The organism is Erythrobacter aurantius, assembly GCF_023823125.1.
Lineage (GTDB): Bacteria > Pseudomonadota > Alphaproteobacteria > Sphingomonadales > Sphingomonadaceae > Erythrobacter > Erythrobacter aurantius.
In genome coordinates this window covers 1,462,609-1,489,112 of record NZ_CP090949.1, presented here as the reverse complement: position 1 = coordinate 1,489,112, position 26,504 = coordinate 1,462,609, and the positions used below count along the sequence as shown (strand labels likewise).

At 63.3% G+C, this 26,504-nt stretch carries 25 protein-coding genes, 1 tRNA gene and 1 riboswitch; of the genes, 9 read left to right on the top strand and 17 right to left on the bottom strand.

Translation table 11 applies throughout. The features are described 5' to 3' along the window. Positions 1-92: 92 nt before the first annotated feature. Both queF and L1K66_RS07025 read right to left on the bottom strand, forming a co-directional pair. Positions 93-566 carry a preQ(1) synthase gene (queF, locus tag L1K66_RS07030; protein ID WP_034952529.1) on the bottom strand — a complete coding sequence of 158 codons (474 nt, stop codon included), beginning with the start codon at positions 564-566 and terminating at the stop codon, positions 93-95. A gap of 145 nt (positions 567-711) precedes the next feature. Further along, complete coding sequence (locus L1K66_RS07025; RefSeq protein ID WP_252260601.1) at positions 712-1,161, bottom strand: hypothetical protein; 450 nt, start codon at positions 1,159-1,161, stop codon at positions 712-714. Between L1K66_RS07025 and L1K66_RS07020 the strand changes: the two genes are divergently transcribed. The 9 genes from L1K66_RS07020 (at position 1,148) to L1K66_RS06980 (ending at position 9,330) form a co-directional block, all read left to right on the top strand. Then, positions 1,148-2,185: a hypothetical protein gene (locus L1K66_RS07020; RefSeq protein WP_252260600.1), complete on the top strand. Its 1,038-nt coding sequence runs from the start codon at positions 1,148-1,150 to the stop codon at positions 2,183-2,185. The genes L1K66_RS07025 and L1K66_RS07020 overlap by 14 nt on opposite strands. A gap of 46 nt (positions 2,186-2,231) precedes the next feature. After that, positions 2,232-3,086, top strand: a complete 855-nt coding sequence (locus L1K66_RS07015) for a sulfurtransferase (RefSeq protein WP_252260222.1) — start codon at positions 2,232-2,234, stop codon at positions 3,084-3,086. Further along, positions 3,083-4,288 carry a cystathionine beta-lyase gene (gene metC / locus L1K66_RS07010; protein ID WP_252260221.1) on the top strand — a complete coding sequence of 402 codons (1,206 nt, stop codon included), beginning with the start codon at positions 3,083-3,085 and terminating at the stop codon, positions 4,286-4,288. Before L1K66_RS07015 ends, metC begins: the two co-directional genes overlap by 4 nt. Beyond that, positions 4,288-5,355 carry a mechanosensitive ion channel family protein gene (locus L1K66_RS07005; RefSeq protein ID WP_252260220.1) on the top strand — a complete coding sequence of 356 codons (1,068 nt, stop codon included), beginning with the start codon at positions 4,288-4,290 and terminating at the stop codon, positions 5,353-5,355. The genes metC and L1K66_RS07005 overlap by 1 nt, the downstream gene beginning before the upstream one ends. 84 nt (positions 5,356-5,439) lie before the next feature. Then, positions 5,440-6,195 (top strand): uroporphyrinogen-III C-methyltransferase, encoded by a 756-nt coding sequence (gene cobA / locus L1K66_RS07000; RefSeq protein WP_252260219.1) that lies wholly within the window; start codon positions 5,440-5,442, stop codon positions 6,193-6,195. Beyond that, positions 6,192-6,491 (top strand): DUF2849 domain-containing protein, encoded by a 300-nt coding sequence (locus L1K66_RS06995; RefSeq protein ID WP_252260218.1) that lies wholly within the window; start codon positions 6,192-6,194, stop codon positions 6,489-6,491. Before cobA ends, L1K66_RS06995 begins: the two co-directional genes overlap by 4 nt. Position 6,492: 1 nt before the next feature. After that, positions 6,493-8,121, top strand: coding sequence for a nitrite/sulfite reductase (locus L1K66_RS06990; protein ID WP_252260217.1), 1,629 nt, complete (start codon positions 6,493-6,495; stop codon positions 8,119-8,121). Then, positions 8,114-8,575, top strand: coding sequence for a DUF934 domain-containing protein (locus tag L1K66_RS06985; RefSeq protein WP_252260216.1), 462 nt, complete (start codon positions 8,114-8,116; stop codon positions 8,573-8,575). Before L1K66_RS06990 ends, L1K66_RS06985 begins: the two co-directional genes overlap by 8 nt. Next, a complete protein-coding gene (locus L1K66_RS06980) occupies positions 8,572-9,330 on the top strand; it encodes a phosphoadenylyl-sulfate reductase (protein ID WP_252260215.1) in 759 nt (252 codons plus the stop codon). Before L1K66_RS06985 ends, L1K66_RS06980 begins: the two co-directional genes overlap by 4 nt. Positions 9,331-9,333: 3 nt before the next feature. Here the strand turns inward: L1K66_RS06980 and L1K66_RS06975 are convergent, their stop codons facing one another. From L1K66_RS06975 to murB, 15 genes are all read right to left on the bottom strand, one after another. Further along, positions 9,334-10,245, bottom strand: a complete 912-nt coding sequence (locus L1K66_RS06975; RefSeq protein ID WP_252260214.1) for an NAD-dependent epimerase/dehydratase family protein — start codon at positions 10,243-10,245, stop codon at positions 9,334-9,336. Positions 10,246-10,252: 7 nt separating this feature from the next. Next, positions 10,253-11,374: a glutamate 5-kinase gene (gene proB / locus L1K66_RS06970; protein ID WP_252260451.1), complete on the bottom strand. Its 1,122-nt coding sequence runs from the start codon at positions 11,372-11,374 to the stop codon at positions 10,253-10,255. 4 nt (positions 11,375-11,378) lie between these two features. Next, positions 11,379-12,437 (bottom strand): GTPase ObgE, encoded by a 1,059-nt coding sequence (gene obgE, locus L1K66_RS06965; RefSeq protein ID WP_252260213.1) that lies wholly within the window; start codon positions 12,435-12,437, stop codon positions 11,379-11,381. A gap of 152 nt (positions 12,438-12,589) precedes the next feature. Further along, on the bottom strand, positions 12,590-14,539 hold the full coding sequence (locus L1K66_RS06960; protein ID WP_252260212.1) for a TonB-dependent receptor plug domain-containing protein: 1,950 nt from the start codon (positions 14,537-14,539) through the stop codon (positions 12,590-12,592). A 115-nt stretch (positions 14,540-14,654) separates the two neighbouring features. Beyond that, positions 14,655-14,852: riboswitch (cobalamin riboswitch) on the bottom strand. Positions 14,853-15,044: 192 nt separating this feature from the next. Further along, positions 15,045-15,120: transfer RNA gene (locus L1K66_RS06955), tRNA-Ala, on the bottom strand. Positions 15,121-15,177: 57 nt separating this feature from the next. Next, positions 15,178-16,107, bottom strand: coding sequence for a hypothetical protein (locus L1K66_RS06950; protein ID WP_252260211.1), 930 nt, complete (start codon positions 16,105-16,107; stop codon positions 15,178-15,180). Between the two features lie 227 nt (positions 16,108-16,334). Further along, the gene (locus L1K66_RS06945) at positions 16,335-17,078 is read right to left on the bottom strand and encodes a Bax inhibitor-1/YccA family protein (protein ID WP_252260210.1); all 744 of its coding nucleotides are present in this window, start codon (positions 17,076-17,078) and stop codon (positions 16,335-16,337) included. Between the two features lie 160 nt (positions 17,079-17,238). Then, a complete protein-coding gene (proC, locus tag L1K66_RS06940) occupies positions 17,239-18,045 on the bottom strand; it encodes a pyrroline-5-carboxylate reductase (RefSeq protein WP_252260209.1) in 807 nt (268 codons plus the stop codon). Between the two features lie 21 nt (positions 18,046-18,066). Further along, on the bottom strand, positions 18,067-18,573 hold the full coding sequence (locus L1K66_RS06935; RefSeq protein WP_252260208.1) for a type III secretion system chaperone family protein: 507 nt from the start codon (positions 18,571-18,573) through the stop codon (positions 18,067-18,069). A 171-nt stretch (positions 18,574-18,744) separates the two neighbouring features. After that, positions 18,745-20,259 carry a tetratricopeptide repeat protein gene (locus L1K66_RS06930; RefSeq protein ID WP_252260207.1) on the bottom strand — a complete coding sequence of 505 codons (1,515 nt, stop codon included), beginning with the start codon at positions 20,257-20,259 and terminating at the stop codon, positions 18,745-18,747. A 119-nt stretch (positions 20,260-20,378) separates the two neighbouring features. After that, positions 20,379-22,154 carry a cell division protein FtsZ gene (gene ftsZ, locus L1K66_RS06925; RefSeq protein ID WP_252260206.1) on the bottom strand — a complete coding sequence of 592 codons (1,776 nt, stop codon included), beginning with the start codon at positions 22,152-22,154 and terminating at the stop codon, positions 20,379-20,381. Positions 22,155-22,337: 183 nt separating this feature from the next. Next, positions 22,338-23,660 carry a cell division protein FtsA gene (gene ftsA, locus L1K66_RS06920; protein ID WP_034952496.1) on the bottom strand — a complete coding sequence of 441 codons (1,323 nt, stop codon included), beginning with the start codon at positions 23,658-23,660 and terminating at the stop codon, positions 22,338-22,340. Next, the gene (locus L1K66_RS06915) at positions 23,660-24,571 is read right to left on the bottom strand and encodes a cell division protein FtsQ/DivIB (RefSeq protein ID WP_034952493.1); all 912 of its coding nucleotides are present in this window, start codon (positions 24,569-24,571) and stop codon (positions 23,660-23,662) included. Before L1K66_RS06915 ends, ftsA begins: the two co-directional genes overlap by 1 nt. Then, positions 24,552-25,541 (bottom strand): D-alanine--D-alanine ligase, encoded by a 990-nt coding sequence (locus L1K66_RS06910; RefSeq protein ID WP_252260450.1) that lies wholly within the window; start codon positions 25,539-25,541, stop codon positions 24,552-24,554. Before L1K66_RS06910 ends, L1K66_RS06915 begins: the two co-directional genes overlap by 20 nt. Continuing rightward, positions 25,538-26,503, bottom strand: a complete 966-nt coding sequence (murB, locus tag L1K66_RS06905) for a UDP-N-acetylmuramate dehydrogenase (RefSeq protein WP_407931981.1) — start codon at positions 26,501-26,503, stop codon at positions 25,538-25,540. The genes L1K66_RS06910 and murB overlap by 4 nt, the downstream gene beginning before the upstream one ends. Position 26,504: the final 1 nt, after the last annotated feature.

Below are 26,504 nucleotides of genomic sequence, written 5' to 3'. Positions count from 1 at the left end.
TATATAGTAAATTTACAAATAAACTCACCGCTTTGGTAAGCATGTTCGCCCGGTCGCAGGGCGCGCATGAAATGCCTTGCGGAGGTTCGGATTCAGCCGCGCCCTCTGTAGGACGCGACGCCCTGATCCGGCACCCACAGCCCTTCGGGCGGAGCGCCCGTCTGCCAAAACACGTCGATCGGGATACCTCCGCGAGGGTACCAATACCCGCCAATCCTTAACCAGCGAGGCGACATTTCTTTTGCCAAACGTTGCCCGATTCCCACTGTCACATCCTCGTGGAAGCCGTTGTGATTGCGGAAACTGCCCAGGAACAGCTTGAGGCTCTTGGATTCGACGATGGTATCGCCGGGTGCGTAGTCGATCACGAGATGTGCGAAATCCGGCTGATTCGTGACCGGGCAAAGCGAGGTGAATTCGGGCGCGGCGAACCGCACCAGATACAACGCCCCCTTGCGCGGGTTGGGGACATAATCCAGCATCGCTTCTTCGGGAGAAGCGGGCAGCGGAGTGTCCTTTCCGAGAAAGGCGGGCTTGGGAGCGGTGTTTTCGGGTGTGCTTTCCATGCCGCGCTGTTGCCGCGAAAGGATACCGGTTGCAAGCGAGTAACTGGACGCGGCGCGCCAACCTCCTATGTGATAACCCGCAGCCCCCGCTACCGAACCGCATTCGACGCGCCATGAACCGTTTGAAACCGCCCCCGTTTCCCCGTCACCGCTTTGCGCGGCTTGCAATTGCATCGAGCGCGATCGCGCTGACAATCGCGCTTGTTCCCGCGGTAGGTTCGGCGCAGGGAACGCCCGGCTTTTCACTGCCGGAACCCACGCCGACGCCGACACCGCGCCCACAAGGGCCAGCCGATGAACGCGCTGGTGTGCGCATTGGCCCGCGCATCATCCCGCAGGCACAGCCGACGCCGCAACCCCAGCCCCAACCGCAGGCGACCCAAGCGCCCGTGAGGGCGGCAACGCCGGCTCCCACCCCGACGCCCACGCCCGCGCCAAGCGCAACGCGTGCGCCCGCAAGGACGGCGGCCACGCCTGCGCCGCGCCCTACTCCAACGCCCACGCCAACCGCATCGGCGTCGCGCCCGCGACCAGTCGCGGCTCCTGCCTCCACACCAAGCGCGGCACCCACGGCTTCACCAGTGCCTCGCGACATCCCGGATACCGGGGCCGGGGCCGGCCCGCTGGTTACGCCCGGCTTTGACACCGAACTGCTTCCGAACCCCGACGAGGCACCGATCGGGCCGAACGACTGGTATGATGTCAGCCCTGACGGGGAGGCCGGAGACGCAATCGGTCAGACCCCGCGGAACGATGTCACGCCTGCGGACGGGTTGACGGCAAGCCTAGAAACCGTGGGGGCGATGGCGCTGCGAAACCAGACCTATGTCGGTCTGGGGATCATGGCATTGCTCACGCTGATGCTCGCCGGCCTTTACTGGCGACGGCGGCGGATCGAAGCGGCCGAGAGCGCGACGGACGGCCCGTCGCTTGCCTACGGCGTGCACCGGATCATCCGGGAACGCGACAGTGCACCCGATGACAGCAGCGAGGTGCCGACCGAGCATGTGGCAGAACAAGCGGGCGATGAAGCACAGGCCGAAGCCAGTGATCCGGCACCTGACCCCGCTCCGGTGACCGCAGACACTGCGAAATCACGCCGAGACCGGGAAACGATTGCTGTCCCGACGGAACCTCCGCGCATTGATCTCGCGCTGGAAATCACAGGGGCAACCCGCAGCGTGATGATGTTCACGATCAATTTCCGGCTCGAAATCTCCAACCGCTCCGACGGGGCGGTGCGCGATCTCTCGGTCGCAGCCCAATTGGCATCGGCGCAGCGCGGCGCTTCCAATGCACCGCCGATTGCCGGCGGGCAACCGATTGGCGAAATCGACCGGCTCGGGCCACAGCAAAGCCGCCGCGTTCCCGGCACGCTGCAAGTCCCGATCGCGGATATCAACCTGATCCAGCAAGGGGTGAAGCCGCTGTTCATCCCGCTGCTTCACTTCACCCTCGAAGGCGCAGGACTTCCGGCGATGAACCGCACTTTCGTAGTCGGCACGCCAAGCGAAACAAGCCAGACTCGCGTCCATCCGTTGACACTCGACGGGCCGCCGGGAGGCTTGCCGATGCTCCGCGCACAAATGATCAAGCAGCCCGAAGTCGAAGAGGCCTGAAGCAGGATCGCTTGGCCTTGTCCCGCTGGCGCGCTAGCAAAGGGAAATGAGCAATCCTTTCTCAAGCCTTGTTTCGACCGCATGGCTGGCCGAGCATCTGGGCGAGCCCGATCTCTTGGTGCTTGATGCATCGCGGCACTTGCCAGCCGCGGGTCGTGATCCGCTTTCGGAATACACTGCCGCGCACATTCCGGGTGCGCTGTTCCTGGACCTGGCGAGCCTGACCGACCCGACTTCGCCCGTCCCCGCAGCCCTGCCCAATGCCGCGCAACTTGCTCATCGCCTCGCGACCCTTGGTATCGGCCCCACAACCCTCATCATCATCTATGACGACAGCGATGTGAAAACCTCCGCGCGGGCATGGTTCGCGTTGAGGGCGCATCGCGTGGATAATGTGGCGATACTGGATGGCGGCCTCGCCAAATGGCGCGCCGAAGGCTTGCCGCTGGAAAGCGGCATGGCAGAGGCTGTTCCGACGACTCCTGTGCAGCTTGCTCCGGCCAAAGGTGTGCGGTCGAAGGCAGAAATGCTCGCCAATATCGAAAGCAAGGCCGAACAGGTGCTCGACGCACGCGGCGCGGACCGGGTGTTTGGCAGCGGGATCGATCCGGTCCACGGCGGCCAGAACGGTCGGATTCCCGGTGCGCTCAACCTGCCCTTCGGACAGGTTTTCAATCCTGACAGCACCTTCAAATCGCCGGCTGATCTGCGCGCTGCATTCGAGGGTGCGGGCATTGATCTGTCCCGCCCGATTGTCACCTCTTGCGGCAGCGGAGTTACCGCCAGCGTGCTGCTGTTCGCGCTTCACCTGATCGGGGTTGATGACGCGGCGCTTTACGATGGCAGCTGGCAGGAATGGGAAGCCGATCCCTCCACTCCCAAGGCGCAGGGCCCGGCATGAGCGGCAAGGGCAAGGATACGCGGCCCGCAACCCGGCTTGCCGCAGCAGGGCGGCGCAAGGAATGGACCGGACCGGTCGTCAACCCGCCCGTATGGCGCGCCTCGACCCACCTTTACGAGACCGAGGCGGATCGCAAGGCCGCGGGCAAGAACGACACCGACGGCCAGTTCTTCTACGGCAGGCGCGGCGCGCCGACGCAATGGGCGCTGGCCGAGGCGCTGACCGAGATCGAACCGGGAGCGCATGGAACAGTGCTTTACCCCAGCGGTGTCGCAGCAATTGCCGGGGCGATGCTGGCGGTGCTGAAACCGGGCGATCACCTGCTGATGGCGGACAATTGCTATGACCCTTCGCGCAGCATGGCGACCGGCCTGCTGGCGCGGATGGGTATCACGCATGATTTCTTCGATCCGTTGGATATCTCTGGCTTCAAGGCACTGGCCGGGCGGACCAACCCACGGGCAGTCTGGCTGGAAAGTCCCGGCAGCCTGACGATGGAAGTTTGCGACACCCCCGCACTCGCCGCGATCGCGCGCGATGCCGGGGCCGTCACTATGATCGACAACACCTGGGCCAGCGCGCTCGGCTTTGCCGCGCTCGAACACAGCTGCGACATCGTGATGCAAAGCCTGTCGAAGCATGTCGGCGGACATTCGGACCTGATGATGGGTTCGTGCAGCGCGGGGGAACGCTGGTATCGGGCCTTGCGCCGCACATCGCACCAGCTGGGACAGGTGGTGTCGCCTGACGATGCCGCGCTGGCCGCGCGCGGATTGCGCACCATGGGCATCAGGCTCGAAAAATCGACTGCCAACGCGCTGCATATCGCTCGCTGGCTGTCGGATCAGCCGCAGGTTGCCAAGGTGCTGTGCCCGATGCTTCAGGGCGCTCCGGGGCATGATTTGTGGGCGCGCGATTTCACCGGCGGCTGCGGCTTGTTCAGCTTCGTTCTGGCAACCGACGCTCCGGATGCGTCCGGGCAGCTTGTCGATGCGCTGGAGCACTTTGGCATCGGCTACAGCTGGGGCGGGTTCGAAAGCCTCGCCTTGCCGATCTTCCCGCATGAATACAGGACCGTGATGGGCAGCCCCACCCGGCACGAGGGTGGTATCCGCGCCGCCGTTCGCCTATCGATTGGGCTCGAAGACCCCGAAGACCTGATCGCGGACCTCGCACAGGCCCTCGCCAAGCTGGAGATCTGATGACCGCCCCGACACCGCCTGCTGCCGAAGCCACTCCTGCAACCGAGGCTGCACCTGCGATCGTCCCGCCCGGTCAGGTCTGGAGCCTTGCGGAAGAAGCCCCCGCGCCCGAAGCGGTTGTGAGCATCGGCGAAGGTTCCAAACAGGCAATCGCTTCGCAAAGCGAGACGCTGGCCGAAGTCGTCGACGCTCTCGACAAATGGGCGCTGACCTTTGGCGATATTCGCGTTTCGTTGTTCGACGTGCTGCTGGTCGTCGCCACGATCGCGCTGGTTATCACCGTCGCCTGGACGCTGACGCGGGTCGCCCGAAAGCTGCTGCGCAATGTCAGCCATTTCGACGAAGCGCAAAAGGTGCTGGCGGAAAAGCTGGTCACCGTGCTGATCTGGACGCTCGCCTTTTTCATCGCGGTCGACATGGTGGGGATCGACCTTACCGCGCTTGCCTTCTTCGGCGGCGCATTCGGTCTTGCCATCGGTTTCGGCCTGCAAAAGACCTTCGGCAACCTGATTTCGGGAATCCTGCTGCTGCTCGACAAGTCGATCAAACCGGGGGACGTCATCTCCGTCACCGACGCAGCCGGAAACGAAGCGGTCGGGCAGATCCGCAAGATCGGCATTCGTGCGATTTCCGTCATCACCCGCGATCAGACCGAACACCTGATCCCCAACGAGAACCTGATGGTCAATCAGGTCGTCAACTGGTCCTACAGTTCCAAGGATGTGAGGGTGAAGGCGCCTGTGGGCGTGTCCTATGACAGCGATCTCGATCTGGTAACGGAGCTTTTGTACAAGGCGGTAGAGGACACACCGCGCGTCCTTCCCTTCCCCAAACCGCGTGTGAATCTGATGGGTTTCGGGGACAATTCGGTCGATTTCGAAATCCGGTTCTGGATCCAGGACCCGGAGGAAGGCCTCGCCAATATCCGCAGCGACGTCTACATGCGCATGTGGCAGCTGTTCAAGGAAAACGGGATCGAAATCCCCTATCCGCAGCGCGATCTGCACCTGCGATCCTCCAAGCAGCTTGACCAGATTGTCGAGATGATGGGCGGCAAGAAAGCCTAAGGCTCATTCCCGCAAAGCTTACCTTGCAGCCCCACAATCCATTCTCGCTGGCGACGAGACGCGGGTTCGACCATTTCGGTCGGCATGAAAACCGGTACAATCTTTCTTGTGGGCGCTGGCCCGGGTGATCCCGACCTGCTGACCCTGCGCGCGGCGCGGCTGCTCTCCACCGCCGAAGTGGTGGTGCACGATGGCCTTGTCAGCCGCGAAATCCTGTCACTGTGTTCCCCTCGCGCGCGGCTCGTTTCAGTAGCGAAGAGCCGCGCGCACCACACTTTGCCGCAGGAAGAAATCAACCTACTGCTGGTGCGCGAGGCACAGGCGGGCCTTGACGTCGTGCGGCTGAAGGGCGGCGATCCGCTGATCTTCGGTCGCGGCGGCGAAGAAGCCGAGCTTGCCCGCGCGTACGGCGTGCCGGTGGAGATCGTGCCGGGCATCAGCGCCGCGAACGGAGCCGCCGCTGCTGCCCAGATCGCGCTGACGCACCGCGATGCCTCCAGCATCGTCAGCTTTGTCGCCGGCCAGTGCAAGGGGCTGTCCGAACAGGACTGGTCGGGCCTTGCAGGCAAGGGTCGCACGCTGGTGATCTACATGGGCATCAAGACCGCGCCGCAGATTGCTGAGAAGCTGATGGCGGACGGGTTGGCCCCCGATGTCCCGCTTGCCGTGATCGAAAATGCCGCTCGCCCCGAAATGCGCGTGATGCGCGGGCTTCTGGCGGAACTTCCCGATCTGGTCGCGCGCGAACAGGTGAAATCACCCGCGCTCATCGTCATCGGCGACGTCACCGCGCGCGAGGATGCAACTCTCGCCCAACTGGCGGTGGAGGCGCGCGCATGAAGATACTCACCGGAAATGATCTCAAGTCCGGCGCGGTCGTCTGGTGGGACGGCGAAAACTGGTCGCTCTATGTCGATGATGCCGTCGATGTGGGCGAGCACGCAGCGGAAATCATCGCCCGCGAGGAGGCGCTGCGCCGCGTCAACGTGCCCTACGCGATTGATGCCGCGCATGACGAAGACGGCAAGGTGCGCCCGGCCCATATCAAGGACCGCATCCGCGCGCTTGGCCCGACAGTCCGGCCCGACCTCACGCTGAAGCCGCAATCCCCCGAAGCGATCGACTGGGTGATCTGAAATGTACCGTTATGACCAATACGATCAGGCGATGGTCGATGCCCGCGTGGCGGAATTCCGCGATCAGGCGCGTCGCCGGCTCGAAGGCAAGCTGACCGAAGACCAGTTCAAGCCCTTGCGGTTGATGAACGGGCTTTATCTGCAGCTCCACGCCTACATGCTGCGCGTCGCAATCCCCTATGGCACGCTGAATTCGGCGCAAATGACGGCGCTGGGCGATATCGCGGACAAGTATGATCGCGGATACGGCCACTTCACCACGCGCCAGAATCTGCAATACAACTGGATCAGGCTTGAAGACGCCGCCGACATCCTGGCCGATTTGGCCAAGGTCGAAATGCACGCGATCCAGACCAGCGGGAACTGCATCCGCAACATCTCGTCCGATCATTTCGCAGGCGCCGCGCACGACGAACTGGTAGACCCGCGCCCCTATGCCGAATTGCTGCGGCAATGGTCGAGCTTCCACCCGGAATTCACCTATCTGCCGCGTAAGTTCAAGATCGCGGTAATCGCGAGCGAGAAAGACCGTGCCGCCATGCGGCTGCACGACATCGGCATCCAGATCGTTGAACAGCAGGGCGAGATCGGCGCGCGCTTCTTCGTCGGCGGCGGCATGGGCCGCACCCCTATGATCGCGCCGATGATCCGCGATTTCGTGCCGCTCGATCAGCTGATCACCTATGCCGAGGCGTGCCTTCGCGTCTACAACCGCTATGGCCGCCGCGACAACAAGTACAAGGCGCGGATCAAGATCCTCGTCCATGAACTGGGGGCGGAGGAATACACCCGCCAGGTCGAGGAAGAATTCGCGCATATGCTCCTGCAAGGCGTGGAGCCCCCGCGCGAGGAACTGGAACGGATCAAGCCGTTCTTTGCCGATCCTCCGTTCGAAGAAGGCCCAAAGCAGGTGGACCGTTCCGACCCGGATTTCGCCCTGTGGGTCGATCGCAACACCCATCGGCACAAGCACGACAGCTATGTCAGCGCGGTGATTTCGCTGAAGCCGGTTGGCGGTATTCCTGGCGACGCGACCGGCGAACAGATGCGCCTCATCGCCAGCCTCGCCAAGCGATACAGCTTTGACGAATTGCGGGTGATGCACACGCAAAACATCGTCCTGCCGCATGTCCGCATCGCCGATCTCCACGCGCTGTGGGCCGCGCTGGACGAGGCAGGCCTTGGCGCACCCAATATGGACACGGTGGAGGATATCATCGCCTGCCCCGGCCTTGATTATTGCAGCCTTGCAAATGCCCGTTCGATCCCGCTGGCACAGCGTATCAGTGAACGGTTCGATGCCAGCGGTAAGACTGGGCAACTGGGCGAGCTGAAGGTGAAGATTTCGGGCTGCATCAACGCCTGCGGGCACCATCACGCGGGCCATATCGGCATCCTTGGCGTCGACAAGAAGGGCGTCGAAAACTACCAGCTTTCGCTCGGCGGATCGGAGGCAGAGGACGTCAGCCTAGCCAAGATCACCGGCCCCGGCTTCACCGAAGACGGCGTGATCGAAGCGGTCGAGAAAGTGACCGACCTCTATCTCGCGCAACGTCAGGATGGGGAGCGTTTCCTCGACACCTATCGCCGCATCGGCATGGAGCCGTTCAAGGAGGCGCTGTATGGCTGAAGACCTCGGCAAAAGCCCCGATGAGGTGCAATTCCGTTTCCGCAATGACGAGCCGGTGGATCACGGCACCGTCACCGTCGATGCCTGCTGCGATCAGACCAACGCCACCGCCGTGCGGATCGAGCCGGGCGACGATGCACGTGCGCTGCTGCCCTATCTTGATCGGCTGGCGCTGGTGGAAATCAACTTTCCAAGCTTTGCCGACGGGCGCGGCTATTCTGCTGCCCGCATCCTGCGCGAAGCGGGCTACGCCGGCGAATTGCGCGCGGTCGGCGATGTTCTGATCGATCAGCTTTCGCACATGCGCCGTTGCGGGTTCGATGCCTTCGCGCCGGACAAGCCGCTTGATCCCGAAGACGCACGCCGCGCCTTTGCCACATGGGAAAACGTCTATCAGCGCACCACCGATGGCCGCCGGACAATAGTGCAATTGCGCCATGGAGCAGGCGAATGAACGAAGTGCGCAAGATCGACCGGCTCGACGCCTCGCCCCGCTTTACCGAGCATGACGCCGTGCGGCTCAACCGGATGTTTCGCGGTTCCTCGACGCAGGAATGGCTCGAAGCGGTGATCAAGGACAATCTGGCGGGCGACATCGCCATCGTTTCCAGCTTTGGCGCGGAAAGCGCGGTGCTGCTGCATCTGGTGGCGCAGGTCGACCCGAACATCCCGGTGCTGTTCCTCGACACGGGCAAGCATTTTGCCGAGACGCTGGAATATCGCGATCTGCTGGTGGAGCGGATCGGCCTCACCAATCTGCAAATCCTCAGCCCCAACGCTGACGATCTGGCACGGCAGGACGAAACCGGCCTCAGGTGGTCCTACGATCCCGATGGCTGCTGCGAAATCCGCAAGGTCAAGCCGCTGGCAAGGGCGCTGGAGAATTTCGACGCGAGCGTCACCGGCCGCAAAAGCTTCCAGTCATCAACCCGCGCCAATCTGCCCCGGTTCGAACTGGACACGTCGGATGCGCAAGGGCGGCTAAAGATCAATCCGCTGATCGATTGGAGCGCGCAGGATATCGCAGCCTATTTCGAGGAGCATGACCTGCCCCGGCATCCGCTCGTGGCGCGCGGTTTCCCCTCAATCGGTTGCGAGCCCTGCACCCACAAGGTCGCACCGGGCGAAGACCCGCGTTCTGGCCGCTGGAAAGGCTGGGACAAGACCGAATGCGGCATTCACAAGCCGGGCGAGGAACCGTTCCTCTAGGCGCTAAAGCCAGCCCTCGCGGGTATACCAATCTGCCGTCGCCTTCAGCCCATCCTCGCCGCTGATCTGCGGCTGCCAGAATCCGGCTTGTGGGCGACGGTCTGATCGCACGACCCAGTTGGGGTGGCACATGTAACCCACGCGGTCGGCGGTAAGCTTGGCCTTGTCCCCGCGCAGCAGCCTGTCGGCGCTCGCGGCGATGTTCAACACACCCTTGGGCAGGTGCGGAGCGAAGACGCGGCGCTTGCCCACCGCTCGCCCGATTGCCTGCGCCAGTTCCTGATGCGACCATCCGCCTTCACGCCCGTCATCGGGTTCGAAAATCCGGTTCATGCCCCGCTGCTCGGCCAGGGCCAGCAGCAGCACGGCGAGATCGTCAACATGGATGATCGAAGTCGCGCCGCGCGGCGGGAGCGGGACAATCCCCATCTTCGCCGAACGAAACAGTTCGAACATGTCGACATCGCGCGGGCCGTAAACCGCCGGGGGGCGAACGATCGTCCAGTCGAGATGGCTCGCCTGCACCAGTTCCTCAGCCTTTGCCTTGGACGCGCCATAAGCGGAAAGCTGCGGCTCGCGGGCCGAAAGCGACGAGACGAAGACCAGCCGTTTCACCTTGGCTGCCTTGGCTGCGGCGATCAAATTGGCAGTACCCGTCACATTCGCCACTTCGAATTCGGCAATGTCGGGGGTGTTGGTTAGCCCGGCGATATGGATCACCGCATCGGCCCCTTCGCATAGGGACGCGAGTGCTTGCGTGTCGTTGAGTGTCCCCTGCACCCATATCACACCATCGCGAACCGGCTGGTCGCGCCGGGTCAACGCGCGCACGTCGTAATCACCGGAAGCGTCGATCACTGCCGAGCCGACAAAGCCGGTCGCCCCGGTGATCGCTAAGGTGAAGAGCTTGGCCATGACCGTCCTACCCCTGCACCATATGATCGCGGTGGACGACGGCGGCACGCGGGGCATATCCCAGCCGCGCTTCCTGCTCCGCCTGCTTCAGCCCGGCAATCGCGCGGCATTCGTCTGACGAATATTCGACCAGCCCCTGCCCCAGCCGCTCTCCCTTCGGCCCGTGCAGGCTCACCAGCGCGCCTCGCTGGAAACTGCCTTCCACTTCGACCAGCCCGGCAGCAAGCAGACTTGCCCCATCGGCCAGCGCGGCGACGCATCCCGCATCGACGGTCAGCACGCCCTCAGGCGCGAGCCGCCCGCCCAGCCATGCCTTGCGCGCGCTGTCGCTGCGAACGGGCAGGAAAACCGTGCCGCGATCCGCCGCAACCGCGTTCGAGATCGGCGATTCCTGCTTGCCATTGATGATAGCCAGCATGATCCCGGCGCGCTCGGCAATGCGCGCAGCCTGCAGCTTTGACAGCATCCCGCCCGATCCCATGCCCGAGGAGGAATCGCCGGTCGCCATGGCGATGACTTCCGGCGTCACCCCTTCGACCCGATTGATCAGTTGCGCACCCGGCTGGCTGGGTGGGCGATCATACAGCCCGTCGACATCAGACAGCAGCAGCACGGCATCGGCATTCGCCGCCTGCGCCACGCGCGCGGCTAACCTGTCATTGTCGCCGAACCGGATTTCCTCGGTGGCGACGCTGTCGTTCTCGTTCACCACAGGCACAGCGCCCGCCTCCAGCAGTCGCTCTAGCGTGGCCGCCGCGTTTAGGTACCGCCGCCTCTCCTCAAGATCACCGAGCGTCACCAGCATCTGCGCCGCCGTGATCCCATGACGCTCAAGTGCCCCGGCCCACAATTGCGCCAGCGCCACCTGCCCCACCGAAGCCGCGGCCTGCGCATCGGCAAGGCTCGCACGCCCGCCTTTGGGCAAGTTCAGCCGGGCTGCGCCCAAAGCGATCGCGCCTGAACTGACGACAATCACCTGCACGCCTTCGCTGCGCAGGGCGTGGATTTCCTCGGCAAGCGAGCTCAGGCGCGCCGCCGCGGGCTCGCCCGCTTCGACCAGCAGCGCGCTGCCGATCTTCACCACCACGCGCCTTGCCTGCGCGATATCCTTTATCGCAGTGATCGCCATGGCATCAGATCGGCGACCATTCGCCGTCGTCATCGTTTTCGTCTTCGACCTCGACGGCCTTGGTCTCGGTCGCGGTGCGATCGGGCAGATAGGACAGCACAGCGTCCAGCAGCGGTTCGATCCCAGCCCCGCTCGCGCCCGACACGGTAAAGACCTGCTCGGCCCCCGCCGCGATCAATTCGTCGGCAAAGGCTGCGCCCAGTTCGCTGTCGGCAAGATCGAGCTTGTTCAGAGCGACCAGTTGCGGCTTGTCCTCAAGCCCCGCGCCATAGGCTTCGAGTTCGCCCTGCACGATCTGCATCGCCTCCACCGGGTCTTCCCCGGCGATGTCGATCAGGTGGATCAGCACCCGGCAGCGTTCGATATGGCCAAGGAACCGGTCCCCGATCCCGGCACCATCCGCTGCGCCTTCGATCAGGCCGGGAATGTCGGCGAGTACGAATTCGCGGCCCTTGTGGCGCACCACTCCCAGCTTGGGGATCAGCGTTGTGAAGGCATAATCGCCAACCTTGGCCTGGGCATTGGATACTGCGTTGATGAAGGTCGATTTGCCCGCATTGGGCAGGCCGACAAGGCCGACATCGGCAAGCAGCTTCAGGCGCAACCAGACCCACATTTCCTCACCCGGCAGGCCCGGCTGATGCTGACGCGGCGCGCGATTGGTCGCGGTCTTGTAGGATGCGTTTCCGCGCCCGCCCAAACCGCCTTCGAGGAAAGTGATCCGCTGGCCGACTTCGGTGAAATCGGCGAGCACCTCGTCCTTCTCATCCGAAAGAATCTGCGTACCCACGGGCACTTTGATCACCAGCGGCTTGGCACTGGCGCCGGTGCGGTCCTTGCCCATGCCATGGCCACCGCGCGCGGCCTTGAAATGCTGGGTGTAGCGGAAGTCGATCAGAGTGTTGAGGCCGGCCACAGCTTCGAACACGATATCGCCGCCACGGCCCCCGTTGCCGCCGTCAGGGCCGCCGTACTCGACATACTTCTCGCGCCGGAAAGAGACCGCTCCCGGTCCCCCCGCGCCAGATTTGAGATAGATTTTGGCCTGATCGAGGAAATGCATGGGCGCCGCATAAGCCTTTCCTGCTGCAATTGCGAGGGCTTTGGGCGGCAGTGACCCGGCCCGAAGGGCCGCAAGGCCGACTGGCCGCCCGCAGCGATGCGACCTTCAGGTCGCGTGAGCGAGGATTTCGCACCCCGGATGGGGTGCGGAACTCAAAAACGTGCCTCGATCCCGATCACCGCCGTGCGGCCCGGCGATACGAAGCTGAAGACTTGCTCGTAGCGTTCATCCAGCAGGTTTTCGATCCGGCCGAAACCGTTGATCCCCTCTGCCAGCTTCACCCGCGCATTGAGGTTTACCAGCGTGTAATCGTCGAGCACGGCCCGCACCGGAACGAAGCTGGGTTCGGTGAAGGCGAGATCGACAGCTTCGCCATTGTGGCGCACCACGAGGGTTGCCGATGCCTTGTCCTGCGGATGCGTCCATGTCAGCGCGGCGCTGGCGATGCTTTCCGGGCGGCGCACTTCGGCAAGGCCGTTTTCCTCGGCATCGACATAGCTGTAGGCGGCATTCACGCTCCACTGCGGGCTGAGACTGGCCGACAATGCCAATTCGACGCCCTGCTGCTTGCTCTTCGTGGCGGCATTAGCCGGGGTGGCAGTGAATGTCGGAGGTGGGAAGGTGGTGAAGATCTCATCCTCAAGCTCGGCGTTGAAATAGGTCACCGAAAGCCGCGCGGCATCGCCGAGGTCCTGGTCCAGGCCGATTTCCCAACTGGTCGATTTCTCCGGCTGCAAATCGGCATTGCCGATGAAGCGCCCATCGACGAAGCCGAACAGCTCGAAAAAGCCGGGGTTCTTGATCCCCGACCCCGCGCTGGCGCGGACACGGGTGGTATCCGTCACCCGGTATCCTGCGCCGATGCGGAACGTGGTTTCGTCAGCAAAACGATCGTTGAAATCGTGGCGCAAGGCCGCCGAAAAATCGAAACGCTCCCCGTCATAGCGGTACTCGCCCACCAGCCCGGTGTTCTCGATCTGGCGACGCCCGTTGAAGGCGAAGCCGCCCGGCGTGGTGTTGCGGAACCGCTCGCGCTCCCAATCGGCCGCAAATGTCAGCGTGTGCTCGTCAGCCAGTCGGAAGGCGCTGACATAGGAAGCTTTCACCCTGTCGCCCTCCGATGAATTGCTGGGGCCGAAAGGGCCGAAGGTGTCGCGAGTGATGTCTGCTATCTGGACGGACAGATCATGGGTCCAGCGCCCTTCCAGCGTCTTCAGCCGAGCCCCGACAAGCGCATAGATCGCCTCGTTCTCGAACCTGGTGTCGGGACTGTCGACTACGAAGCCGAATGTCGGGCTGGTCGGATCAAAATCCTGATCGTTGAACTCCCCTTTGGTGAGAACGTACCTAGCAACCGCGCGCAGGGTGAGCGTGTCTGTGACATCCGCTGCCAGCTTGCCTGCAAGCGTGTAGCTGTCGCGCCCGATGTCCCGCCAGCCGCCCCGTGCATTCGGTTCGCCATCGGTGCTGACGATGGTGCCCGAAAGCGAGGCGCGTACGCCTCCTTTGTCCATGCCCCAGCGCATGGCGCCGTTGAGTGTGTCATTGGTTCCCGCTTCGATCCTGCCGCCGAAGCCTGAGAAAGCGCCGCTTTCATAGGCGATGACGCCGCCGATCGAATCCGTGCCGTAGAGCGCGGATTGCGGCCCGCGCAGCACTTCGACCCGTGATCCGATTTCAGCCTGAAGCGCGCCAATATCGAATTCGCCCGCGAACGGATCGGACACTTCGATTCCGTCGACCAGCACAAGGACATGGTTCGCCTCCGACCCGCGCAGGCGCAGCTGCGTCTGCCCGGCTACGCTGGAGACAGCCACCCCCGGCACATCGCGCAGCACATCGGCGATGTCGCGTATCTGGCGCTGTTCGATCTGTTCGGGAGAAACAATGGTGGCAGAGCCAGTGAAATTGCCAAGGCTTACATCGCCGGCCCGGCTACCCGGCACAATGATCACGTCACCCGGATAGCACAGCAGCATTTCCTCATAGGGTTCGCCATCACCAGTGACATAGCAAACACCCGCGGCCCGCTCCTGCGCCAAGGCAGGTGCGTTCCATCCCAGAGCCAGCAGCGCGGCTCCGCACAGTATTTTCGACTTCATCGGCATCCCTTCCGATTGAGCAACAACATTCGCCGCAGGGGTCATCCCCACGGCGATTTCCAAGTCGTCGCTCGAAACGAAAGAACTTCGCGCCGCACCAATCCCTGAGCGAGGCAACAAGCGACACGCTCCGGTCGGTCTCCTGGCTTGCGGATCGCCGTATTCGGGTTTTCACCTTCCCAGGACTTTTCGGCCCCAGTGGCTGCGCCCCTCCCGTCAAAAAGGCACGCAAACCCGATACTCACCGCTTACAGTTGCAGGGACAGCTGCGGATTTGAACCGCATTCCCGTTACCGAAGTGTGGTGAGGGAGATAGCGTCCAGCCAAGCTGACGGCAAGCGATGTAAAGACCCGGGCGAAAAGAGGAAACTATATCGGCCCGAAGGGCCGCAAGCGCGAACGCGCGCCCGAGCCTATGCGAGGAAAGCCAAGCTGCGCGGACGCGCTGCGCCCGGCGCTTGAGGGCGAAAACAAGGAATCCGGTTTTCTGGCGAAGCTAGAAAACTGGTGGAGCCGAGGGGAATCGAACCCCTGACCTCGTCATTGCGAACGACGCGCTCTCCCAACTGAGCTACGGCCCCACAAATCATGGTTCGGCGCAAATAGCGTGCGCCGATGCGGCTGGCAATCGGGTGCCGCTACCTTGGAGTGGAGCCGTCCTGCCCGCTGGCAACCGGTTCCACCACCGGCTGCGACACGAAATTCTCCTGAACCGGCACGACCGGCACGGCCACCCCTGTTTCGGGATCGGTTACCATGCCGGCGGTAGCAGCCGGATTGGCCAGCGTCGCCGAAGGGTCGCTTGTGCCTGCGGTGGGTACGGGTATGCCCTTTGCCCGCGCTTCCTGCACCGCGACCCAGCCCGGTTGCGACGGGCCGAACATCGCCCCCCACTTCGCGTCCCAGGCGGCGGAGGCGCGCTGGTATTGCTCATATTCCTGGAAGAACAGCTCGAACGGCTCTTCGACCAGCGCGAAATTCTCGTTCGCGAAACCGACAGGATCGACCGGCGCGAGCAGGTAGCGGTTCGAAATGTCGAGCGCGGCGCGGCAGAAGCGCGCGCGGGCCGGCGGCAGGGCGAAGAAGTTGTAGACCGCAGTCATGCGCTCTTCGCGCGCAAGCATACCTGCCCGCCGAGCGCCCAATTGCTGGCGATAGGCCCGGTCGATGCGCTCGTTCACCTGACCCAGAGTGCGCTGATGCTTGCTGATGTAGTCGCTGTATGCAGTCAGGATCGGATCGTACTGCGCCGCGGTGCAGTTGAGCGCGGCGACGTTCCAGGCGGAGCGGAAGTGCCAGACGCGTTCATCATCGGTGATGCCGAGATTGATTGTCTGGCGCTGCCCCATCGCATTTCGGCGCGGGATTTCCATGACGTAAGCGGCCCCGCCCGGAGGAAGCGGGCGATACGGTGTCGTCTCAACTGCCGGGGGTGGAGGCGGCGGCGGAGGGGGCGGCGGCGGAGGCGGCGCGGGAGTCGCACAGGCGCCCAGCAATGCGACGGTAACGGCGATGGTGGTGATCCTGATCGGCGCTGTGAAGCCTACGGACTTTGGCTGTGTGCTCATTGGCAAGCTGTCTCTCATCCTTGTGTCCCCCCGGACCGGCATACGCGGCAAATGCACCCATGCGCGTTCCAGCCTTGCTCTTCACTGAAGAACATTTCGGACACTTGTCAAAAGCCTTGTTAGGCGCGGCAGATGACAAAGCAAATGCCCGAAACCTCGAAGAAGGTTCCGGGCATTGCGATTTCAACAGTCTGGTTTGACGCCCCGTGGCGAGGCGTCAGCGCCGATTATTCGCGGCTACCCAGGAAGTTCAGCAGGAACATGAACATGTTGACGAAGTCGAGATACAGGCTGGTAGCGCCCATGATCACGGCCTTGCCCATGAATTCGGTCCCGCGCAGATACTGGTAATCGTTCTTCAGGCGCTGCGTGTCGTAGGCGGTAAGGCCTGCGAAAACGAGCACGCCGATTGCGCTGATCACGAAGGCCATGGCTTCCGACTGCAGGAAGATGTTGACCACGCTGGCGATAAGCAGGCCGATCACACCCATGATCAGGAACGTGCCGAAGCCCGACAAGTCCTTCTTGGTGGTGTAACCGTAGAGCGAGAGTCCGGCGAAAGCTCCCGCCGTCGCAAAGAACGTCACCGCGATCGATTCACCGGTGAACACGAGGAAAATCGTCGAAAGCGAGAGGCCCATGACGACCGCGAACGACCAGAACAGCACCTGAAGCGTGCCCTGGCTCATCTTGTGCAGGCCGAAATTCATCGCGAGGATGAAGCCCAGCGGTGCGAGTGCGACGATCCACATGAGCGGGCCGCTTGCCAGCGCATAGGCGATGCCTGTCATTGCCGCGGAAAGGGCCACGATGCCGGTCAGCAGCACGCCCGATGCCATGTAATTGTAGATCAAGAGCATGTACGAACGCAGGCCCTCGTCATAGGTGGCGCGCCCTGCAACATCACCGCCGGCCCGGGGTACGGAGCCGAAAGCCTGTCCGCTACGCTGAGTGTCATTCCAATCAGACATTCTGGATCCCTTTCTCCACTAATGGAGTCTCCAATAATGACGCGACCATACGCGTCTTATGCTACGCAATATCGGTGCATTGCGTCTCATTTTCAAGCGAAACCGGGCGAGGATCGACGAATGTCGTTCATTTTTTCACGCCCCATGCTTAACAAGTCGTTCAACTATCGCCCTTGGACAATTCCGCGCCGCGATCCCTTGTCGCCGCAAGCGTGCGGGTGAGAAGTTCCACCAGCGCTCCGCCCTCATCCAGCACATTCAACCCTTCGCGGGTCATTCCGCCCGGACTTGCCACCCGATCCGCCAGCTCGCCGGGCGAAAAATCGGATGCCGCTGCCAGCGATGCTGCCCCTTCGACCATGGCCAGCGCCAGCGCATCGGCTTGCTCCCGGTCCAGCCCCAGATCGGCCCCGGCGCGCGCGAGCGCATCGATAAAGCGATAGACGAAACCCGGCCCTGACCCGGCGAGGGCAGTAACCAGATCGAACCGGCTTTCATCTTCGAGCCATACCGCCGTGCCGAGCGCATCGAACAGGGCGAACGCGGCGCTCCGCCCGGCATCATCAAGGCCGGCTTCCATCAGGATCACCGGCGATTTTTTTATGCGTGCGGCAAGGTTCGGCATTACGCGGACGTGGGCCGAGGCGTTCGGAAAGGAAGCCCGCAACTGCGCCAGCGTGATCCCTGCGAGCAAGGAAGTAACCGCAATGCCATCGCCGCAAACCGACTGTATTCCGGGGGCGAGTTGTCCGAGTTGCTGCGGTTTGAACCCCAGCATCACCGCATCATGCTCACTAGCCGCTTCGGCCTCGGCAACAGAGCGATAAAGCGCAACGCCTTCGGGCGCTGTCTCAAGCGCCGGATCGAGCACGGCAAAACGGGCAGGGTCCATGCCGGCGGCAAGCCATCCTGCCAGCATCGCGCCGCCCATGTTTCCGCATCCGATAATCAGAAGCTGTCTGTGCATGGCATCCTCCCGCCAGACCGATCAGGCTTCGCCCAATGCATCCACCATCGCCGCCTCCAACGCGGCGCGCGGGGTCTTATCGCCCCACAGCACGAACTGGAACGCCGGATAGAACCGGTCGCATTCGTCGATCGCGGTCTCCACCAGAGCCTGAGCCTGCTGGATCGAAAGCATGCCCTCATCGCCCAGCAGCACGCCGTGGCGATACAGCAGCACATCGCCGTTCGACCAGATGTCGAAATGGCCGAGCCACATCTGTTCATTGACGAGGCTCAACAGCTCGAATGCACTTTGCTTCTTTTCCTGCGTCACGCGGATGTCGGGCAGGCAGAGAAATTGCAGGACATTGTCTTCGCTGCGCCAGATCGCCCGCAGCTGGTATTTGGCCCAGCTGCCCTGCACCTCGCCCACCATTTCCTCGTCGGAGACGATCTCGCACTCCCAGCCGCGCGCTTTGAACAACGCGGCCAGCATCTCGACAGGAGCTGCGTCCTCTTCGGCGGCATATTCGGTTTCGCGCGGCATCATGCTGACGCTTTCAGGTCCGGAGCGGACATAGGGGGAGAGGTGTCTTGCATCAGGATGCGGAATGCCCGTTAACCCTGCCGCTTGGCAATCCGTCCCCGTTTTCGCGCTGGGGAGAAGTGTTCTGGCTTGTTCAAAGCTTGTGCAAAGAAACCCGTGGATGATCGCAAGACACTACTTAAGTTCCTGAATTTCGGTGCCTTCGGGGCTGGTATAGGAAAAAGTCTCAACCCCCTTTTCCGCCAATGCATTGATCAGCTCGCGAGCTGCCTCGCGACTGCCGATCGGGCCTGCAAGCAGGCGATTGGCCTGCCCCCACGGGGTAACATGAGGCTTGAACCTGCCCAGCAGATCGGGCGCGCTGCGCTGGATCCTTCGCCAGTCGAAGCGCAACGCGTCGGTGTCGCGCCCGGTGGCCAGTTGCACCCAGATCCGGCGGGGATGCGCCGGTGGTGCAGGCTCCGGCTCCGGCGCGACTTCACGCGGGATATCGATGGCGGCGATGTTCACCGCACCGCCCGTCCCCGCTGCCACGGGCAATTCGCCATTTCCCAGATCGGCAAAGGCGTCAGCCACACTTGCAGGCTCCGAACGGGCGGGTGGAGCCTCCGCTTCCCGGACCGCGATTGCAGGCAGAGTTGCAGAAGGAGTAGCCTCGGCAGGACGGGCGCGCTCGACCTGTGGCCTCGACGCTGCTTGTGAGGGGGCCAGAGCAGGGGCTTGCGCGGGGGTCGGAGCAGTGGTCGGCTGCGTTCGCGCGGGCGCTGGCGTTGCTGCCGGTGTGGGTAGCGGGGCCGCTGCGACAGTTGTGGCGGGTGCGGGCGCTGTCCCGAATGGCTCACCCGACGGCTCCAACCGTGATCCGGCTGCACCTTCGCGGGCAAAACGGGCAATGCGCGGGTCTTCCCGTCCGATATCCGCCACCCGCGGAAAAATTCCGAGATTGGCCGCCGCCGCCTGCTGCGTTGCCGTCAGGCGCGGCATATAGGCGAGATAGGGATTGATCCGCAGGGCGAGATCGCGCGGCATGACCTGATTGACGATCCCTTCGGCACGCTCCTGCTGCCCCATGATCGCAAGCCCGAACGCCCGCGCGCGAAAGGCGGCTATGTCCCGCGCCTCAAGCAGAGGAGCGAGCGTTTCCTGAAACGCAGCCTCGTTGCCCGATATCGCATGGCTCAGGGCAAGCCTGCGGCGTGCCTCGTCATCTTGCGGGTTCAGTTCGATCGCACGCCGATATGCTGCCTGCGCCGATGCCTGATCCCCGATCAGATCAAAAGCGAGCGCCTGATCGCTCAAAACGTCGCGCGGACTGGCCCCGGCCGTCAGGGCCGCGTTGAGCATCGGCATTGCTTCCAATGGCATGCCGCTGCGCAGGTAGACCTTCGCGAGGCCCAGCTTGACCCTCGGATCGTCTGGCTCGATGTCGGCAGCCTGGCCATAAAATCCGGCCGCCGCGTCCAGATCGTCAACCGCCAGAGACGCATCAGCAGCCTCCAGCAGGGCGCTTACGCGGCGTGGCTGGCGTGCCAGTTCGAGCAAGGCGCGGTTGAGCCGCTGGACTTCGGGCGATGGCAGCGGCTGGACGACTTCGCGCGAAGTCGAATCCTGCGCCGCAACTGGCGCGAAAACGCCGCAACAAAGAGCCGCTGAGATGGCGGTGCGAAGGGGGAGAAAACGTCGATACATTGTCACATCGCCCCCGCTAGCGCACAAACCCCGGCAATCCAGCCCTCAAATCCGCAACGCGGGACGAACCGCTCCACGGTTTCGATCAGCCGCGCGGGCAGGGTTTGGTTCGGCAGGAACTACTGGTTGTTCTGGCGACCGAGGAAGCGCGGGATGCTGAGCGCGGGCGTATCGTCACCGTCGCCATCATCGTCATCTTCGTCATCCGAGCCCGAGGAACGGGACAGATTGGCCATGCGCTCGAACAGCGTGCTGCCGGCCGAAGGGCCACCACCAGGGCCGAGGATGGCCGCACGCCGGGCGGAAGGAGTGACGGGCTTGTCCTCTTCGGCAAGGCGATCGGCATTTTCCAGCAGATCGTCGCTGCTGTCAGTTTCTGCCGGCTGCGCACCATTCGATTCGTCGTATTCGGCATATTCGCCACCAAGGTCCAGCGTGTCTTCCGCGGCGTCCTCACCGGTGTCCTCGCCATAGGAAGAGCTGCCCAGTTCCTCAGCCGCGTCATCGTCGCTGTCGGAATAGCTTCCGCCACCAAAGCCCGAATAACCGTCTTCATCGTCGGCGCCGCGCGGACCGGCGAGAGGATCAATGATGCCGTCGACATCGTCTTCCTCTTCACCCATCTCGTCCCCGGCTTGCATACCGGTCAGGTCGAACGGTTCGGCGTCGGCCGATGCCTCTTCGTCACCGCCGGTATCGCCAAAGCCGCCGTCCTCAAATCCGTCTTCCTCGTCATCGGCTTCCATCGCCTCGGACACCGGATCGGGGATCGCAGGAATGCGCGGAGCGAAGGACTCCTCGGGCGTCTCCGTCGCAGCAGGCTCTTCCGCCGGGCTCTCATCCTCACCGCCCAATTCCAGCACGGGGCGCTTGGGCGCACGTGAGCCGCCGAAAGCAGAAGTGGCGGTGCGAGGAGCGTCACTGGCAGCACCAGCTTCGATGCCGGTCGCGACCACGGAAACGCGGATCTTGCCCGAGAGATCAGGGTTGAATGCACTACCCCAGATGATGTTGGCATCTTCGTCGACCAGATCGCGAATGTGGTTCGCGGCCTCATCGACTTCCATCAGCTTCATGTCTTCGCCGCCAATGATCGAGATGATCACGCCCTTGGCGCCTTGCATCGAAACACCGTCGAGCAGCGGGTTGGCTATCGCCTGTTCGGCAGCGTCGAGCGCGCGGTTTTCGCCTTCGCCCTCACCCGTGCCCATCATGGCCTTGCCCATCTCGCTCATCACCGAGCGGACATCGGCAAAGTCGAGGTTGATCAGGCCCGGCATCACCATCAGGTCGGTGATCGAACGCACACCCTGTTGCAGCACTTCGTCAGCCAGCTGGAACGCTTCCTTGAAGGTGGTTTCCGGCTTGGCGACAAGGAACAGGTTCTGGTTCGGGATCACGATCAGCGTGTCGACGTGATCCTGCAATTCGGCGATGCCCGCTTCGGCGGCGCGCATCCGGCGGGTGCCTTCGAACAGGAACGGCTTGGTCACCACGCCCACGGTCAGCACGCCCTTGCGGCGGGCAGCTTCGGCGATCACCGGCGCAGCACCCGTTCCGGTGCCCCCGCCCATACCTGCCGCGATGAACACCATGTTGACGCCATCGAGCGCTTCTTCGATCTCGGCGACGGTTTCCTCGGCGGCAGCCTTGCCCACTTCGGGACGCGCACCTGCACCAAGGCCTCCGGTGATATCCGGGCCAAGCTGGATGCGGGTTTCCGCCGGGCTGGTGCTGAGCGCCTGCGCGTCGGTGTTGGCGACGATGAAATCGACACCCTCGATCTCCGATGCGATCATGTTGGCAATGGCGTTGCCGCCAGCGCCGCCAATTCCGATGACGGTGATGCGGGGGCGCAGATCGTCTGTCTCTGCCGGTCCGATATTGATGCTCATCGCTTTAAGTCCTCCAGACGCGGGGTCCGGTCTTGGCTGCCCTCTTGCCCCACGCCATTGCTTCTGTGACACATTCAAGATGCGCCTGTTATCCCGCCAAATTCCTTATCCACAGGCGGGCATTAACCCTGATACACCATGCGGGCGGCGGTGAGAATCCCGCGAGACTGCCGTTTCCCCGCCCTAGAAATATTCCTTCAGCGCCCGGAACAACCGTCCCAAGGCGAAAGTCGAAGCGATTGAACCGCCAAAATCCGCATGGCGAGTGTACCGCGAACCGAATGAACGAATGTCGACAGGATCTTCTGCTGCATACAGACACAGCCCTGCCAGCCCCGCAAATCCGGGCGTTGCATGCGCTTCGGGCAGACCCGTCAGGCTTGGCGGGCGCCCCAGCCTCACCGGCATAGCCAGCGCGCTCTGCGTGAATTCGGCCAGTCCGGCCAGTTCCGCCCCACCCCCGGTCAACACGACCTGACCTGCGCGTGTTCCGGAGAAACCCATTTCCTTCAGAGCCTTGCCGATCTCCGTGGTCAATTGCGACTGGCTTTGCGTGATCACCGATATCAGCTCGGCACGGGCGATGCGGTTCTTGTCATCCGCACCGCGCGCCTGCGGGCCACTGTTTTCGCCGGGGCCTTCGTTGGGGCCATGGACGGGGATCATCTCGCGGTGATCGCTTGGCGATGCGATGGCCGAACCGGACACGCATTTGAGCCGCTCCGCCTGGAACCGGCGGATACCGAATGCGCTGGCCACGGCATCGGTGATATCGCCTGAACCCATGGGGATCGCCCTCAGGCCCAGCAGCATCCCGGCAGCAAAGACCGAAACATTGGTGACGTCCGAACCGATTTCGACCAGCGCAACGCCCAGATCGCGTTCCTCCGGCGACAGGCAGGCATATCCCGAAGCCAGCGGTGCGGCGACCACAGCTTCGACTTCGAGATGGGCGTTCTGCACCGCTTCCATCAGATTGCGAACCGGAGCGCCATCGGCCAGCATCACATGCACATCGACGCCCAGACGCTCGGCATGCAGACCGCGCGGATTGGCAACACCATGCGCCCCGTCGAGCGTGTAATGCGCCGGTTGCGCGTGCAGCACCGTGCGGCCGTCGGGTTGGATCATGTCGCGCGCCTCGATCAGAAGGTGCTCGACATCCTCATCCTCGATCCGGCGACCGCCGATTTCGATCTCCACCTTGGAAACACGGCTTTGCAGCCCTGCCCCGGCGCAGGCGATCCAGACGCTCTGGATGCTCGTGCCGGCGTTCTTTTCCGCCCGCTCAACAGCATCGCGGATCGCATAGGTCGCCGCCTTCATGTCGGTGACATAGCCGCGCTTGATGCCCTGGCTGGCACGATGACCCGACCCCAGAACGACCAGATCACCGGTCTCGGTTTCGCCCATGATCATCGCGGAAATGCGGAACGAGCCGACATTGACCGCGCCGAAAATCCGGGCAAGCCGCGCGTTCTGCCGCGAAGATGCCTTGCTCGCCATCAGGGGGTATCCTTTGCCGCCAGCTCAACCGCATCGCCGCGACCGGGGACCCGCATGTAGATGCGCGGAGGTGAACGCATGTCGAAACTGGCCACCTCTCCGCCCAGCAATCGGTTTTGACCGTCGAGCCGCGCAAACTTGACAAGGGCGGTCGCGGCCTCGGTCGCGCCCTCTGGCAGGGCAAGCACCTGATCGCTCTTGAACGTGAGGTTCCAGCGGCGATTGCCGACCCATTCGGCGGCCACCACCTGCGGTTGCAGCGCCGGAGCGGATGCAAGCAACCGTTCAAGCTCTGCGACCTGTTTGGCCGATCCCGGGCCGGATATCAGCAGCATCCCCTCGGCCGCGTCAGCCGCAATAGGTTCCAGCTCCACCCCTTGCGCGTCGATCAGCATCAGCCGATCGGGCTTTTGCAGCACCGCGTGAGGTTCACGCTCGACAATGTCGATCGCCAGCGTCGAAGGCAGTTGCCGCGAAACCCGCGCATCCATTACCCAAGGCAGTTGCTTGAGATCGCTGCGCAAGGCTTCGAGTTCGACCATCGGCATGGGCCGGTCGCGCTGCGCGAGCGCACGGGCGTAAACCTGGCGTTCGTCCATCCGGCTGGTGCCGGTGACGCGCACATGCTTGACCTCGAAGCCGACATCCGATGCCATTGCCGCGACCTGAGCCTGCGCAAGCGCCGGAACGCCTGCAAGGTTGGCGATCACGAACGCAAGGCCGACGCCCGCGCCAATGATCACCGTCATCCAGATCGTGCTCCACTGCTCGTCCGAAAAGGGCAGCAGGCCCATCGCCCGGTCCAGCATGCTGGTGGTCTGTGCCTTGGCCCGGCGCGCGCCGGCTGCACGGCTCTGGGATTTTGCCGCACGGCGGACGCCCTTGCCGGAGCTACGCGTGATCTTCGCCATCAGCGCCCCCTGCAATATCATGCACCCTGATCGCCTCCATCACGATCAGTTCGACCAGCTCGGCATAGCCGATGCCCACTGCCCGGGCCTGTTCAGGCACAAGGCTGAGCGGGGTCATGCCCGGCTGGGTGTTGGTTTCGAGGACGAACAGACCATCCTCGCCCTGTTCGTCATCCCAGCGGAAATCGGTGCGGCTGGTGCCGTGGCAGCCGAGCACTTCGTGTGCCTTGAGCGCGTATTGCTCGCACAGCGCGGCGATTTCGGGCGGGATCTTGGCAGGGCAAACGTGCTGCGTGCGCCCTTCGGTATACTTGTGCTCGTAATCATAGAAACCGTTGTCGATCACCAGTTCGGTCACACCCAGGGCACGCGGGCCGGATGCGCTGTCAATCACGGCGGTGGTCAGTTCGCGACCTTTGATGAAAGGTTCGGCCAGCAAGCGGTCAAACTCCTGCCACGGCCCCTTGGCCTCGCGGGAAATGGGATTGCCCACGTTCGAGTCCGCAGTGACGATGGCCACGCCAACCGACGATCCCTCGTTGACCGGCTTCAGGACATAGGGCCGCGGCAACGGATCGCGCTCATGCAGTTCCTCGACATCGACGATCCGCCCGCCGGGCATAGGGATACCATGCGGAACAAGCGCCTGCTTGGTCAGCTGTTTGTCGATCGCGATCACCGAAGTCGCCAGCCCCGAATGGGTGTAGGGAATGCCCATCAGATCGAGCATACCTTGGACGCTGCCGTCCTCTCCCGGTACGCCGTGAAGCGCATTGAACACCACATCGGGCCTGGCCTCGGCCAGCCGCAGCGCGACATCGCGGCCCATGTCGATGCGGGTTACGCGGTGGCCATTCATCTCAAGCGCATCGGCAACGCCCGCTCCACTCATCAGCGAGACTTCGCGTTCATTGGCCCAGCCGCCCATCAGCACGGCGACATGCAAGGGGGGCTTTTCCGCCATCATCATGGCCGCCCCACCCGCTTGATTTCCCATTCAAGCTGAACGCCCGAATTGGCATAGACCTTCTCACGCACGATTTCGCCCAGTTCCTCGATATCGGAGCCGGTGGCCGTGCCGGTGTTGATCAGGAAATTGGCGTGCTTCTCGCTCACCTGCGCGCCGCCATGCCTGAAACCGCGAAGGCCCGCTTCGTCGATCAGTTTCCAACTCGAATGGCCCGGCGGGTTCTTGAAGGTCGATCCGCCCGTCATGCTGCCGATCGGCTGCGATTCCTTGCGCTGGGTGGAGATGCGATCCATCTCCGCCTTGATGACTTCGGGATCGCCGGGGAAGCCTTCAAACCGGGCTTCGACCACTGTCGAACCTTCGGGCAGCGCCGAATGGCGATAGGAATATTGCAAATCGGCGTTCGACAGGGTGACGAATTCGCCATCCGGCAGAACAACGTCGCAATCGGTCAGGACATTGCAGGTTTCGCGCCCGTAGCACCCGCCGTTCATCTTGGTCACTCCGCCGACCGATCCGGGGATGCCGATGAAGAAGGAAAGCCCGTCGATCCCGGCCTTCGCCGCCCGCCGCGCCACCATACTGACAGGGGCCGCCGCGCCCGCTTTCAGGGTGGTCTCTCCGGTGATTTCGATATTGGCAAACGCCTGACCCAGCTTGATCACCACTCCCGGCACGCCGCCATCGCGGATGATCAAGTTCGATCCCACACCCAGCGCCATCACCGGCATCTGGCCGTCGAGCCGTTCGAGAAAGCTTTTCAGGTCATCGACATCGGCGGGTTCGAACAGCCAGTCGGCCTTGCCGCCCGCCTTGAACCACACGTGCTTTGCCAGCGGTGCCTCCCGCGTCAGCCGTCCGCGCACGCCTTCGACCGGGACAGGCGAAGTCGCCGCCCCTTCGACCGTGCTGGTAGGGGCGGAACCGTCGTCGAGATCGTTCCAGTCGTCTGGTTGCGTCATG

What these genes read in the sequence shown, in the direction of transcription:
- queF (WP_034952529.1), bottom strand. Translation starts at nt 566, where the DNA reads ATGGAAAGCACACCCGAAAACACCGCTCCCAAGCCCGCCTTTCTCGGA.
- L1K66_RS07025 (WP_252260601.1), bottom strand. Translation starts at nt 1,161, where the DNA reads ATGTCGCGAGGCACTGGTGAAGCCGTGGGTGCCGCGCTTGGTGTGGAG.
- L1K66_RS07015 (WP_252260222.1), top strand. Translation starts at nt 2,232, where the DNA reads ATGAGCAATCCTTTCTCAAGCCTTGTTTCGACCGCATGGCTGGCCGAG.
- metC (WP_252260221.1), top strand. Translation starts at nt 3,083, where the DNA reads ATGAGCGGCAAGGGCAAGGATACGCGGCCCGCAACCCGGCTTGCCGCA.
- L1K66_RS07005 (WP_252260220.1), top strand. Translation starts at nt 4,288, where the DNA reads ATGACCGCCCCGACACCGCCTGCTGCCGAAGCCACTCCTGCAACCGAG.
- cobA (WP_252260219.1), top strand. Translation starts at nt 5,440, where the DNA reads ATGAAAACCGGTACAATCTTTCTTGTGGGCGCTGGCCCGGGTGATCCC.
- L1K66_RS06995 (WP_252260218.1), top strand. Translation starts at nt 6,192, where the DNA reads ATGAAGATACTCACCGGAAATGATCTCAAGTCCGGCGCGGTCGTCTGG.
- L1K66_RS06990 (WP_252260217.1), top strand. Translation starts at nt 6,493, where the DNA reads ATGTACCGTTATGACCAATACGATCAGGCGATGGTCGATGCCCGCGTG.
- L1K66_RS06985 (WP_252260216.1), top strand. Translation starts at nt 8,114, where the DNA reads ATGGCTGAAGACCTCGGCAAAAGCCCCGATGAGGTGCAATTCCGTTTC.
- L1K66_RS06980 (WP_252260215.1), top strand. Translation starts at nt 8,572, where the DNA reads ATGAACGAAGTGCGCAAGATCGACCGGCTCGACGCCTCGCCCCGCTTT.
- L1K66_RS06975 (WP_252260214.1), bottom strand. Translation starts at nt 10,245, where the DNA reads ATGGCCAAGCTCTTCACCTTAGCGATCACCGGGGCGACCGGCTTTGTC.
- proB (WP_252260451.1), bottom strand. Translation starts at nt 11,374, where the DNA reads ATGGCGATCACTGCGATAAAGGATATCGCGCAGGCAAGGCGCGTGGTG.
- obgE (WP_252260213.1), bottom strand. Translation starts at nt 12,437, where the DNA reads ATGCATTTCCTCGATCAGGCCAAAATCTATCTCAAATCTGGCGCGGGG.
- L1K66_RS06960 (WP_252260212.1), bottom strand. Translation starts at nt 14,539, where the DNA reads ATGAAGTCGAAAATACTGTGCGGAGCCGCGCTGCTGGCTCTGGGATGG.
- L1K66_RS06950 (WP_252260211.1), bottom strand. Translation starts at nt 16,107, where the DNA reads ATGAGCACACAGCCAAAGTCCGTAGGCTTCACAGCGCCGATCAGGATC.
- L1K66_RS06945 (WP_252260210.1), bottom strand. Translation starts at nt 17,078, where the DNA reads ATGTCTGATTGGAATGACACTCAGCGTAGCGGACAGGCTTTCGGCTCC.
- proC (WP_252260209.1), bottom strand. Translation starts at nt 18,045, where the DNA reads ATGCACAGACAGCTTCTGATTATCGGATGCGGAAACATGGGCGGCGCG.
- L1K66_RS06935 (WP_252260208.1), bottom strand. Translation starts at nt 18,573, where the DNA reads ATGATGCCGCGCGAAACCGAATATGCCGCCGAAGAGGACGCAGCTCCT.
- L1K66_RS06930 (WP_252260207.1), bottom strand. Translation starts at nt 20,259, where the DNA reads ATGTATCGACGTTTTCTCCCCCTTCGCACCGCCATCTCAGCGGCTCTT.
- ftsZ (WP_252260206.1), bottom strand. Translation starts at nt 22,154, where the DNA reads ATGAGCATCAATATCGGACCGGCAGAGACAGACGATCTGCGCCCCCGC.
- ftsA (WP_034952496.1), bottom strand. Translation starts at nt 23,660, where the DNA reads ATGGCGAGCAAGGCATCTTCGCGGCAGAACGCGCGGCTTGCCCGGATT.
- L1K66_RS06915 (WP_034952493.1), bottom strand. Translation starts at nt 24,571, where the DNA reads ATGGCGAAGATCACGCGTAGCTCCGGCAAGGGCGTCCGCCGTGCGGCA.
- L1K66_RS06910 (WP_252260450.1), bottom strand. Translation starts at nt 25,541, where the DNA reads ATGATGATGGCGGAAAAGCCCCCCTTGCATGTCGCCGTGCTGATGGGC.
- murB (WP_407931981.1), bottom strand. Translation starts at nt 26,503, where the DNA reads ATGACGCAACCAGACGACTGGAACGATCTCGACGACGGTTCCGCCCCT.